The 14,127-nt window shown below is 39.7% G+C and carries 4 protein-coding genes; 2 read left to right on the top strand and 2 right to left on the bottom strand.

Going from position 1 to position 14,127, the window contains the following annotated elements; translation table 11 throughout:
* Positions 1-6 precede the first annotated feature (6 nt).
* Entirely contained in the window at positions 7-1,404 is a 1,398-nt protein-coding gene (locus tag L8106_RS01360) for a DUF1800 domain-containing protein (RefSeq protein ID WP_009782360.1), read from the top strand.
* 76 nt (positions 1,405-1,480) lie between these two features.
* Here L8106_RS01360 and L8106_RS29235 read toward each other — a convergent pair whose 3' ends face one another.
* On the bottom strand, positions 1,481-9,559 hold the full coding sequence (locus tag L8106_RS29235) for a glycosyltransferase (protein WP_009782359.1): 8,079 nt from the start codon (positions 9,557-9,559) through the stop codon (positions 1,481-1,483).
* A 334-nt stretch (positions 9,560-9,893) separates the two neighbouring features.
* Here L8106_RS29235 and ftsH3 point away from each other — a divergent pair, with 334 nt between their 5' ends.
* Entirely contained in the window at positions 9,894-11,732 is a 1,839-nt protein-coding gene (gene ftsH3 / locus L8106_RS01345) for an ATP-dependent zinc metalloprotease FtsH3 (protein WP_009782358.1), read from the top strand.
* 313 nt (positions 11,733-12,045) lie between these two features.
* Here ftsH3 and L8106_RS01340 read toward each other — a convergent pair whose 3' ends face one another.
* Positions 12,046-13,968, bottom strand: a complete 1,923-nt coding sequence (locus L8106_RS01340; protein ID WP_009782357.1) for a S9 family peptidase — start codon at positions 13,966-13,968, stop codon at positions 12,046-12,048.
* Between the last annotated feature and the right edge of the window lie 159 nt (positions 13,969-14,127).

Below are 14,127 nucleotides of genomic sequence, written 5' to 3'. Positions count from 1 at the left end.
ATCCCGATGAATGATACTCGTGTTTTTCATACCATTAATCGCTTAACTTTTGGATCTACCGCTGGACTGATTCCACAAGTTAAAAAGATGGGAATTGAGGCTTATATTCAATCTCAACTCAAACCCACATCAATTGCGGTTCCCGAGGCTTTAACTCAAAAAATTAAAACTCTAGATACTTTTGTGTTAACGCCGGGTCAACTCTATAAGCAACACCAGCGTTTGATCGAAGAAGCCAAAAAACTAAAGCTAGAGTCTAAAAAAATTAGAAAAATAAGAGGAGATTTTGAACGAGAAATTCGTCAACACGCTGAAGAAGGACGTTTAATTCGAGCCTATCAAAGTCCCCGACAGCTTGAAGAAGTGATGGTTGATTTTTGGTACAATCACTTTAATGTGAATGGTTTGCAAGGTGGACAACTTAAGCTATATTTTAGTTCCTACGAGCAACACGCAATTCGACCTCATGTTCTGGGAAAATTTCGCCAGCTTTTGGGTGCTACAGCCAAGCATCCAGCGATGTTAGTTTATTTGGATAATTGGCAAAATACAGCCCCCGGAAGTCCAAAAGCGAAAGGAAGATTTAAAGGGCTAAATGAGAACTATGCACGGGAGTTGTTGGAACTTCATACTTTAGGAGTTGATGGGGGATATTCTCAAGCAGATATTATTGCCTTAGCTCGAATTTTAACAGGTTGGGGGGTTCCTCATCCTTCGGCGAAACGGATAGAAGATGAAGATGGTTTTTACTTTGAAAGCGATCGCCATGATTTTGAGGATAAAGTATTTTTAGGTCAAAAAATTGCAGCTAAAGGCATAGAAGAAGGTGAAAAAGCTTTAGATATTTTAGCACGTCATCCCTCTACGGCTCGATATATTAGCTATAAATTAGCGCAAGCTTTTGTGGCGGATAATCCGACTGAATCTTTAGTCAAAAAAATGGCGAATAAGTTCTTAGAAACTGACGGGGAAATTCGTCTTGTTCTCAATACTTTGTTTACCAGTTCAGAATTTTGGAATTCAGATTTTTATCAAGGGAAATTTAAAACCCCCTATCGTTATATTATATCAGTCATGCGAGCAGTGGGTGAGGTGAGTAATTTTAACTCTGCGAATGGTTTATTAAAACAGTTGGGAATGCCTTTGTATGGTTGTTCTTCACCCGATGGCTATAAAAATACTCAGGATGCTTGGTTAAATCCAGATACCATGATTCGTCGCAGTAGTTTAGCGGTACAGCTTTCTAAAGGTATACTCCATGATAAAAAACCTGTAGATACTCAAAAGTTAATTGAAACTTTAGGCGATAATTTTTCTGCAAATACCCGAGAAGTGATTGCTCAAAGTTCGCCAGATATTAAAGCAGCTTTGATTTTAGGAAGTCCTGATTTTATGAAGTATTAGGACAGAAATCAGGTTCGATATCACTCCCCAAAAAAAACAATTTTGGGGGTAAATTCGTTTAATTACGACTCAATTTTTAATAGTTATAACTTATTGTTTGTAACCAGGAAGGTAAAGCCGAAAGTCCTGGAATTTGTAATCGTTCTAGAGGAGAATAAAACTTTAAAGCTAAGACATAATTCACAAATTTTTGAGTATTTAATCTCGAACTCAACTCAGTGGTTAATTGGTGGTAAATTTGCTGTTCTGCTTCGGTGAGGGGTTCGTGAATAAACTCACTTTTATAAAACAATTGAGAACATTGTCCGATAGAACTCTGATAAACTGATTCTAAATCTGTTTCTGCCAAATTCAACCAAAAATCTGCAAGTTGTCGCCGAATTTGACGTAATTCTTCTACAACTGATTGAGTTGACGGATCAATATGATACAAGTTTAGACAACCTTGAAGACGATTTTGAAATTGTTGAGTGGTGAGAGTAGAAGTGTTTGTGGTTAAGATTTCGGGTGTTGTTTTGATCTGTGCTGCGGCTAATTTTTGTTCAACGTTCTGTAAAGCTTGTTGATTTTCAAATACGGTTTTATAGTCTTTAATTAACCAACTGGGTAAACGTTTTTCTGCATCTCGAACTAACATTTTTCCGGGGACATAATACAACATCGCCGCAATCAAACAGTTCAGTGCTTTTGGATGTGTTAAACCCGTCGCGACTTGCGTGAGTTCATCAACAAATTGACGTTCAGCTTCGATTAAAGGTTCATGTTGAATTCCTCGACTCAGTAAAACTTGATAGCCACTTCCCATATGTCCTTTATAAACTTCCTCTAACTGTTCCAGAGAAATTTTTAACCAATATTCCGCCATTGCTTTACGAAGTTGGCGTAAGCGTGTGATAACGGCTTGATCAGAGGGATTGAGGGCGTAAAGATTTACATAATGAACTAACTCCGATAAATAGTCTCGTCTATGAATCGGAGTATTGAGGGGAATTTCAGGAAATTGTTGATTTTGTTTCCAAGTATTGAATAGTTGTTTAAATAGTGACTCCATTTTTTTAGAATAACTAAAGCTATCTAAAAATGAAGGATTTTGCTGCATTTTTTGTTGAATTTGATGGCTATATTGCTGTCTAAGTTGCGGGTTAGTTGCTAACTGAACTGCTAAGTTAATATAAGCATCTTCGCTGTCAACAATTAAGTCATTTAAAGCCAGCGATCGCAACAGAGAAGCACCCATCCGCGAACGGAAAGAATCCCCCTCTTGAGTAATAGTGACTAAACTCACTTCCAACGGATCAACCAAAGAATTCACCCCAGAAAAGGGATAGGAATCGAGATAAACATCCGCTAATTTTAAATATTGTTTAATATCCGTTCGACTGGGTTGAGTGTCTAAAATCAGTAGACGACTGGGTTGAACGTTGTAGCGTTCAAAAGATGTTTTCAAGTGATTTAAGAACGGAATCCGAGCATAACTTGATGTCCAGTTGGGGTTAAAAGGATAAAGAATTAAAACAGAATTAGGAACTTTAGCGAGAATTTTTGCCCAAGTTTCTCTCAATTCGGGTATAATTTTATAAAAGTTCGCACCGGAGATAAACACAACCGTATTCTCATCGAGTTTTAAATCCGAACGTTGGGGGTTAACCGTCGGTTGTTCGGGTGCGATCGCATAGTAATTAAAACAATGTGCGGTTCCTTCAATCACCGCCAATTTTTCACTATATTGTTGGGGTGCTTGGGGAGATTCCGTTAAATTTCCCGAGATATAATAATCAATATTTCGCATTCCCGTTGTCACACAGGAAGACGTAGAAGTGACTTGAATTCTTGCGAGTCGATGTAACGCAAGCAGGGTAATAGAATTAGTAACTGCGGTTACATTCGTACCAATTAAAAGGATATCTAAATCATCCTGTCGAATGGTTTGAACTTGATCGCTTAATTTTTTGGGAAGTTTTAACCAGCGATCAGCACGACTCTGACAATATTTTTCTAAAGGATGATTGTTGATCTGACAAGTGTAGAGAATAATCTCAAATTGATTTTGATCGAGATGTTCAAAAACGGGTAAAGTTGAATAGGTTTCCGTTTGTGGGTTAAAGTGGTTGCTCAGAATTCCCAAGCGAATTTTATCTCGGTTTTCGGAGCGTTTCGGAAAAATATAATTGAGTTTATTTCCCTGACTTAAGATCGCAAACTCCATAATTTCCGCTCGTTTGATGTAGAGTTCTTTGAGATTTTCCGAACTAAAATAAAGCGGAATCCCGTTCATTCTCAGCAAAAATACATTGGCGATATCTTTCCAAATTTTTGAGCTTTTATCGCTAAAAATCCGACTATGAAGATAGTCAACCCATCCTTGAATATAAGAATAATAACGCTCAACTTCTCCCTTTTCCTGAAAGAAATGAGGTGCTGTCAGCATAAATGTCAGATAATCATTCACAAACCAGTTAGGAATCGGAGCGTTTTTGTACCATTGAGAAGGAAGTTGATGGGGATAGCCATATAACATTGTGGCGAGGAGATGTTGAATCGCATTTTGTTGATTTAAACCCTGAGAAAAATAGGCTATCCACTGATTAACAGTTAACTGTTCTGCTTCGGTTAGCGGTTCATTTTTAATCCCGCTATTGAGTAAAGTTTGGTGAATTTTTCCGCCATCTTCTGAATAAAGACTATCCAATTGATTTAAGGAGGTGTTCAACCAGAGTTGTGCTAAAGTTTGGCGAATTTTTCGCAGGTTTTCAATAATCGTTGAATTTTTGGGGTTTTGACGATATTGTTCTGATAAGCTGGTTACTTCTGCTAAAATCTCGTTTAAGCTTAAATTTTCATCTACCAATTTTTCAGAACTGAATAACTGAATAATCGCCTTTTTCACCGACTGAGATTGACTGCATTTCAGCGCGGCTTTAATTTGTGCGATCGCTGCTTTTTCGTCTTCGACTCCCAACATTTGTTTGGCTGTATTCAGCGCATAAAAAGCATAATGTTCTCGCGCTTGTTTGGAGAGAGTTTCTGCTTTCTCCGGAGGAAGATAAGAATGAGAAATTTCAATGGATTTCAAAGTATCTAAAATATTCCCTCCCGTTTGCAATAAACGAGATGTCCAAGAGGTAGAATGCAAGCGATAACAAGCGAGTGTTTGAGGTTCATACCAAAGCGGAAAATAAGCTGCAATTCGCTTCCACATTTCCCAATCCGCCGCCGATCCAGCTTCTTTACAGAAACCTCCTAAACGTTCGTAGGTACTTCGTTTAACGACAATTGCAGAGGGTTGAATGCGTTGAGAAGTTGCAATTTTTTCTAACCAATTGTCCAACCAACCCGGTGTTTCTCGTTCCAAAACCGAGAGAGAACGTTGACGACTATTTTCATCAACATAAAAGTGACGACAAAATGCAGCGCCAATATTTGGATCTTGTTCAATTCCATTTCGCAAACTTTGATAAAATCCGGGTAATACAAAGTCATCATCATGTAATAGATGAATCCAATAGCCTTGAGCGCGTTGTAAACACAAGTTAAAGATTGCGGTTTGACCAATATTTTGTTCGGGATGACGATAAAATTTTACTCGATTTTTTCCCACTTTATTAACAATTGCTTCTAGTTCTGCTTGTACTGAGGAATCTGGACAATCATTAATGACTTCAATTTGAATTTCCTCTGGATCAAATGTTTGATTTAAAACACTTTTCAGCGTTTCTTCTAAATACTTCACTTTATTAAATGTGGGAATAATCACCGAAAATAAAGGTCGTTTTAAATCAGTATTTAAAGGTTCAATACTCGGAAATTGTTTATTGTTTTTTTCAGCAATTATCATATTTTGGGGTTCTACAGATCGTAACGGGTTGTCTTGCTGACTGCTATGACTGACATCAGATTGACTCACAAAAGGCTGATATTCTAGAGTTATAGATTTTTTCTGAACTTCTGCTAGAAACTGATTGGCAATTTGAATTAAATTTCCTTGCAACTGAACGGGATTGATTTTCTGCTGTTCTCGAAGTTGGTTTGATAATTCACGATTAAAAAACTCAACAAACAAAATACCATATTTTTGCCAATTTTCATTACTGTAATTCACAGAATGTTTTACATGATAAGCAATTGGTGTCACCACATATTTTAACGTCCATCCTCGTTGTACAGCAATTAAAGGAATTAAAAAATCCCACCAAGGTAAACCCAAGCAAAATGAAGTTTTGGGAAATGCTGTTAAAAATTGCTGGTGAAAGAAGAAGAAATCAAACCCTTTATCATAAATTTCTCCTGGCAATTTATTAGAAGACTCAATCTCGATGCGAGAACCAAACACAACGGCATTTTTAGCCTGTTCTAGAACCCAAGAATAAAACTTATTATCGGCTTTAAGCTGTACATCAGAATTAACAATTCCACAAATTTTAGAGTTTTGCTGTTGTAAGAAACTGAGAATATCATCGAGATAGATTAAGGGTTTTCCAACTTCGGCTTCAGCATCGCGAGTAACGGGATAAAAAGTTATATTTTCATATAAAGTTTGAAGCTGTTGAATTTCCGAAGTAGTATTGAGGGATACGACAGAAAAGCCTAGAGATGTCCAACTGGCGATCGCTGTTTTTTGTTTTTCTAAGTTGTTGGGTGCGATACTGGTAACAATTGTTATTTTTTCTTTGATATTTTGAGCAATATTTAAAAGAGATGAACTCATAGGATCAGCCCTGTGAGATGACTGTAATGATTTGGCTTTCTCTTTCAAATTAATGATTTTTTCTTCATTGATGGTTAAGATTTCCGGTGCTGGATTTTCAGTTTTATACAATCCTTGTTGAATCAATTGTAATTCGGATGTTGTCACCTGTTCAACTTCTTTAAAATACTGTTCTTTATAGAGTTGTGAACGTTGATTATCGTAAACACGAAAACCACCAATCAAGGCTTGAAATCGGTATAAAGGAGCATAGCGAGAAAAACGTAACCACAGTTCAAAATCTCCCGCATATTGCAGATCTATTTCTAGTTTTGCTCCGGCTTTTTCCCATAATGATCTTTTCCATAATGTACTTTCTTGTTGAATCCATAAATGTTGAAGTTGAGGATTATCTCGAACATTTTGCTTTTCTAATAAGAGTTTTCTTGACCAAGGAAGCTGATAATTTTGCCGTTCAATCGCTTCTCCTTGTCGGTTCCATTCTGTCGGAATTCCTGTGATCCATTCCACCTGTTGATGTTCAGTAAAAATAGCCGCTACTTTGAACAAAGCATCTGGATGATATTTGTCATCTGAGTTTAACCAAGCCATTATATCGCCTGTAGCTCGGCTAAATGCCGTATTTATTGCAGTATAATGACCCCCATCGGGTTGACTTTGCCAATAAGTTAAATACTTTTCATATTTTTTGAGAATTTCCACCGAACCATCTACACTTCCACCATCCATAATAATGTATTCTAAATTCGGGTAGTTCTGGCTTAACACCGAGTCAATACAAGCTTCTAAGAACTCAGCTTGATTAAGAGAAGGAGTCACAATGGAAATTTTAGGGAGAGACTGACGCACCCTAATTTCTGGAGAATAAGCTGTTTTTGGTGAGGATTGTTTTTGCCAAAAAATATTATAAGAAGTAGGTTGACCAAATTCCTGATAGGATTTTTTCGTTATATGTTTCCAGTAGCGATTATAAGCTAACTCTGACATTACATATAAATCTGAATCTTCCTGCATTTGTTCAAAGGGAATTCGAGAATGCAAGGTGTATATATTATTATATAAATAGGTTAAAAATTTATTCGTCCAAACTTCTTGAGGTTTGATGACAATATCAAAGCAATGAAAAGACCATCCTTTTGGCTTTAAGACTCTATCTATATCTTCACAAATTTTTTGATATTCGGTTTCATCTTCGGGAATATGTTCTAAAGTAGAAATACTAAAGACACAATCAAAATATTGCGAAGGAAGTTCTGAGTTAAAATTCCCAATATAGTCTTTAATCAAACGATAACCTAACCGATCCTCAATTTGAGTCGGGCCATTCCCTGCGCCTTCTAATTTATCCAGATTCCAACACTCATAATTCTGTTTTAACGCTTGAATTACCCGCGAATTTCCACCCCCAATTTCTAAGAGTTTAGATCCGGGGGGGAGATGTTCAATAATCAAATTATAAATTAATAAATCCTGATAGGCTTTCAGATCGCACTGATCGGGATTGAGATTTGCATAATATCCAAAGCGTCTAAATTGATTAAAATGACTATATTTGGAATAGGTAAAGTTCTGCCAGTTCCAGTTTTGCTTTAGATCAGATTGCTTTAAATTTTGAGCGGTTTTCATCAAACTAGAACTAACAATATTTGCCATTTTTGACCAAGAAAAACCTGGGGATTGGGTTAAACCTGTCGAGATTAAATACTGACGAATTTCTGAGTTTTGAACAGTCTCTAAAGCTCGAACCAATTCTTCAACATGATCATCTTTGACATAAATTGCAGCCGTTCCTGCTACTTCGGGAATCGCACCATTTCTACAAGTAATTACAGGACAACCACAAGCCATCGCCTCAACAATTGGAATCCCAAAGCCTTCATATTTTGAGGGATAAACTAAAGCGATCGCACCAGAATAGGCAACTTTTAACTCCTCATCACTGAGCCGCAGTTGATGAACCTGACAATCTTGAACATAAGCTTTTAACTCGGGTTCTAATTCAGCACTTCCACCCACACAAACAATTTCTCTGTCAAATTTATTTGGAAGTTGAACAAAGGCTTGAAAAAATAAGATTGTATTTTTATATCCTCCTACTCCCACTCGTTCTCCAACTAAAATAAAGTAAGGTTTTGCTATCCCATATTTTGATTGAAAGTTTTGAATTTCTTCCGTTGATGCCGGAGTAAAGATGGGTTTCGTTCCACAATGAGCCACAGTAATTTGATCAGAGGAAAATTGAGGAAAATAATGGGTTAAATCACGAGCAGTATTTTCAGAAATAGAAATTGCAGCACAAGCCTGTCGAATTGCATAATGTTTTTCTCGCCACATCGGGTCATTGAGATTTAATCCCAAACGCTCAGGAATCATGTCATAAGCCATGAATACTGATGGGTTTGTTAGGGGCGTTGTATAATAGGTTGAGATGAATAAATCAGCTTTTTCTTGCTCGCAAACTTGCTGAAGTCTTTGTCGGTCTGCATCAGTTTTATTGTAGTCATAAGCGGGAATCGTTCGATACTTGATACCGGGAATTTTTGGAGCCGTTCCCGCCCGATCTAAAATGAGAAGGTGTTGAGCAAATCCACTATTGACCCATTCTTTAAATAATGATATCCAAACCTGATAAATTCCCGTTTTTGTAATTTGAAAAAACACACCGTCAATAATAATTTTTATGGCTGTTTTAGTTTTATAGCTTTCCACTGCTTTTAAAAAATCTTTTTCAGTTAAAGAGGAAATCTGAGATTTTAATTGTTGAATGGATAAAGAATTTTTCCAAGAATATTCAGATATTTTTTTCTCGGTTAATAAATGTAAACTGTTACCGTCTGAGTATAGGTTAATATCAAATCGTTTGGCAATTTCAGCCAGTGATTTTTGAGTATAGATAGCAATATGTTGACCCTCGTGAAGCGCGTAATACCACCAGTCCTTTGGTTGGGGATTATGTGAAGGTAATAGCTGCGTACTAAAGAAGATATTTCTAGAGAATTTTAGCAATTCTTCAATTTCTTGAATTGGATCAACAAAATGTTCAAAAACTTCAAAAGCAGTGACTAATTCATAACGGTCTGTCTGTTCGGCTTCAAACCCTTGATAAAATAGATTTTGGCAATATTTATCATCACCATAAAAATCCAATCCTAAATCTCGCATCAGCCGCACTAACAAGCCATAACCACAACCATAGTCCAAAAACTTTCCCTGGGGGTTAAAATTCGATAAGATTAACTTTTCAGTAACTTGAGAAAGTTGTAAGTTTCGAGAAACCAATCCAACATCACTAATTGCAATGGCACTAGAATAAGCTTCTTGCAGCCAAAAGGGATCTTCTGTTTGTACAAATCCACAAACTGAACACTGAAAGTAACTAATATTGTAGCGATTTAAAATCGTAGCTTGAGAAAATAATGAAGAAGTGTTTCCACAAATCTTGCAAGACATAGTAATTTTTAAACTTGAGATAAAATATTTTCAGCTTGATATTGATACTTGCCTGAAAGCCCAATTCTGAGGTAAATCTCTGTGGTAGCATCGATTGGCGACGAACCTCAAACTTCGAGATCCTGATCATTATTAATCTTTATCGCGATCAATGACAAGCAGATCTCACAGAGGAGACAGGAATAGAGAGGAAACAGGAATATTGAGTATATCACCCGCGAATCTGCGATCGCGATCCCCAGGATTGATGAAAAATACGTTAAGATTAGTAAACATAATAAAAAAGATACCAGAGTCCACAGGACTCGGAGCAACATTAGGAGGATAGACCCCGGTGAACAAACGCTGGAGAAACGCAGGCTTATACGCACTTTTAGCAATTGTTGTCATCGCTCTGGCAACAGCCTTTTTTGATAAACAACCTCAAACACGGGAAACTTGGAAATATAGCACCTTTATTCAAGAAGTCGAGAATAATCAGGTTGAGCGCGTCAGCCTGAGCGCTGATCGATCCAAGGCTCTCGTGACCGCCGAGGATGGTGCCAAAATCATGGTTAACCTTCCTCCCGATCCCGGCTTGATCGATATTCTCAGTCAGAATAACGTTGACATTTCCGTAATGCCCCAAAGTGATGAGGGTTTCTGGTTCAAAGCTCTCAGCAGCTTATTCTTCCCTATTTTACTTTTAGTTGGCTTATTTTTCTTATTGCGTCGCGCCCAAAGCGGCCCTGGAAGCCAAGCGATGAACTTCGGCAAGTCTAAAGCCCGAGTTCAAATGGAACCCCAAACTCAAGTCACCTTTGGGGATGTAGCCGGAATTGAACAGGCTAAACTCGAACTGAGTGAAGTAGTAGACTTCCTGAAAAACGCCGATCGGTTTACGGCCGTTGGTGCGAAAATTCCTAAAGGCGTGCTGTTAGTTGGCCCTCCGGGAACAGGTAAAACCCTTCTGGCTAAGGCTGTCGCCGGGGAAGCAGGTGTTCCTTTCTTCAGTATCTCCGGTTCAGAATTTGTAGAAATGTTCGTCGGTGTCGGTGCTTCTCGGGTACGTGACCTGTTTGAACAAGCCAAAGCCAACGCCCCTTGTATCGTCTTCATCGATGAAATTGATGCTGTTGGTCGTCAACGGGGTGCAGGTTTAGGTGGCGGTAACGATGAACGGGAACAAACCCTCAACCAGTTACTCACCGAGATGGATGGTTTTGAAGGCAATACCGGAATTATCATTATTGCTGCAACTAACCGTCCCGATGTCTTGGATGCGGCGTTAATGCGTCCGGGTCGTTTTGACCGTCAAGTGGTTGTTGATCGTCCGGACTTCGCTGGTCGTCTAGAAATTATGCAGGTTCATGCTCGCGGCAAAACTCTTGCCAAAGACGTAGATCTCGAAAAAATTGCCCGTCGGACTCCTGGGTTTACGGGGGCTGACCTGTCTAACTTGCTCAACGAGGCTGCAATTTTAGCCGCTCGTCGTAATTTAACTGAAATTTCGATGGATGAGGTGAACGACGCCATTGACCGGGTGTTAGCTGGCCCTGAGAAGAAAGATCGGGTGATGAGCGAAAAGCGCAAAACCCTAGTTGCTTTCCACGAAGCGGGTCATGCTTTGGTCGGTGCGTTGATGCCGGACTATGACCCCGTACAAAAAATCAGCATTATCCCTCGCGGTCGTGCGGGTGGGTTAACCTGGTTTATGCCCAGTGAAGATCGGATGGACTCAGGTTTGTTCAGTCGTTCTTATCTACAAAATCAGATGGCTGTCGCTTTGGGAGGTCGTCTGGCTGAGGAAATTGTTTTTGGACATGAAGAAGTCACAACTGGCGCTTCTAATGACTTGCAACAGGTGACTCGGGTTGCTCGTCAGATGATTACTCGTTACGGGATGAGCGAACGCTTGGGGCCTGTAGCTTTAGGTCGTCAACAGGGGAATGTTTTCCTCGGTCGTGATATCATGTCTGAGCGCGATTTCTCGGAAGAAACAGCAGCGACAATTGATGAAGAAGTTCGTAGCTTAGTTGATGAAGCTTATGTTCGCGCTAAAAATGTGTTAGAAGAAAATCGTCAGATTCTCAATAAGTTAGCAGATATGTTGATTGAGAAAGAGACGGTTGACTCTGAGGAGTTGCAAGATTTGTTAGCGAATAATGATGTTCGGGTTGCGGCGATCGCATAGTTGATTTCTGTTTTCTGATCTACAACTCAATAATATTTAAGCTACTCTAGCAGATTCTAGGGTAGCTTTTTTAGATTTTGAAATCGGAACTGATTTGTTGATACTTGAAGGGGGTTTGACTCCAGAAACTTTATCGATAACTCAGAGTAATCGTGATACCATCATCAATTTTGAGAGTGAAACTTTAGCTGTATTAAGGGTGTAGATTCGTCGGATTTAATGGCGGCAAATCCATTTCTAGTGGCTTAACAATTGAATGATAACAGTTGGATAGACAGATCAAATTTCCTTTCTGTCTACCCAAAACCCAAACTTAAGCGTCCGCAGGTTCAAAACCGAATACCTGGGCATAGAAGCGAAACTCATCTGTGATCGCCCGTTTAATATTCTCCGCTTTCCGAAACCCATGTTGTTCGTCGGGGAACACCACATATTCAACGGTTAACCCCTTGGCTTTCAACACTTCCACCATAGTTTCAGCTTGGTTGGGCGGCACCACTTTGTCTTCTAAACCTTGAAAGAAAATCACCGGACAGGACAACCCTTCAGTATGATGAATGGGCGATCGCTGAATGTAGATTTCCTTGCATTCAGGATAAGGGCCAATTAAATTATCCAAATAGCGCGACTCAAATTTGTGTGTATCTCTAACCAATGCTTCTAAGTCGCTAACCCCGTAGTAACTCGCCCCGGCTTTAAACACATCTGTAAACGTCAGGGCGCATAATGTGGTGTAACCTCCCGCACTTCCGCCTGTAATTGCCATGCGATCGCGATCGACTAAACCTTTTTTAGCCAAGTATTTCGCCCCATTTGCACAGTCATTGACATCAACAATTCCCCAATTGTCTTTTAGCCGTTGACGATATTCACGGCCATAGCCTGTACTTCCGCCATAGTTGACATCCAAGACAGCAAACCCTCGACTCGTCCAATATTGAATCTTTAAACTGAGGTTACTCGATGTCGCTGCCGTCGGGCCACCATGACTTTTGACTAATAAAGGTGGTTTTTCGCCTGTTGGGGCGGTGTAGTCTTTATTTGTGGGCGGATAGAAAAAGCCGTAAGCGGTTTGACCGTTATCAGTGGGAAATTCAATCGATTCAGCAACAGACAGATAGTTGGTGTCGATCTCAAGATCGGTTGAACGTTTTAATTCCGTCATTTCCCCATCGGAAAAGTTGAGGCGGACAACTGCACTCGGTTCAGTCGAAGATCCCCCTATAAAAAGGATACGGCCTCCAGAAACTTTGATTCCAGAAATCGTTGTGTAGGGAATATCAAACTGTTGTAGTTGGTGAGACTGGGTGTTTAAGGTGGCGAGATAGCAGTTACCTTTTTCAGTGTAGGCACAGATAATCCCGTCGGGAGTGGCAAAACCGTAGGTAGACATTCCGAAAACCCATTGCGGTAAGCCAAACTCAGCCGGGATGGGATAGAGAGGTTCGATCTCACCGGATCGATAACGGTAAAAGTTCCACCAATTAGAACGATCACTGACAAAATAGAGTACACCTCTCAGCGACCATTGAGGCTGAAAAATTGATTCTTCTTGACCACCAGCGATCTTTTTGGGGTTAATGAGAGAACCATCGGCTTCGACGGAGGCTAACCACAGTTCGGTACCATCCCACGGCATATTCGGATGATTCCAGCTAATCCAACACAGTTGGGAATGATCAGCGTTGAGGCGAGGGGAAGCATAGAAGTCCATCCCCGATGCTAAGATTTTGACATCTTCGGGGTTATTCAGGTTGATACTGACAATGGTGTTAACCGCTTCGCCTTCGCCTGTGTGGTCTTCGCGGACACAAATTAACCGTTGACGTTGGGTATCGATCACCGCATCGGCGTAACGGTAGTTTCCATCAAGTGTCAGGGGTTCAGGAGTGACTTCGTGAGGAGTAGCGCTGTTGTGAATGACCTGGCGATAGAGACGTTGATCGATGAAGTTAGAGAAATAGACAATGCCTTGATAAACAGTATATGATCCGCCCCCATATTCGTGAACCCGAGTCCGCACGTTAAAGGGTTTTGGGGTAACGTCTTGTTGTTTACCATCGGGAGTCAGTCGAACTAATACATTGCGTCCTCCTTCTGAAGGACGTCCTTCCAGCCAGTAGATATCTTCCCCATCCCAAGCAACACTTCCGAGTCCAACCGTTCCCGCTACAATTAGATCGGCAGTAATGGGAGATTTCCAAGATCCATAGGGGGCTACAGTTCGATCCGTCATTAGTCTCTAATTTTAATGCAGGTCACAAGGCATTTTAGCTTAGATTGCCACAGAAGGTTGATTCAAAAGTTGACATACTCCCACCGTTAAGCTCCTATGTCGCTATAACGGGGGATTCTTAAATTTACATTTAAGATTTCCTGTTTCACAGATTCTTGA

The sequence above is a fragment of the Lyngbya sp. PCC 8106 genome (assembly GCF_000169095.1).
In the GTDB taxonomy this organism is placed as follows: domain Bacteria; phylum Cyanobacteriota; class Cyanobacteriia; order Cyanobacteriales; family Microcoleaceae; genus Capilliphycus.
Note: the sequence above shows the minus strand (reverse complement) of the source record. Positions and strands in the feature narration are given on the sequence as shown.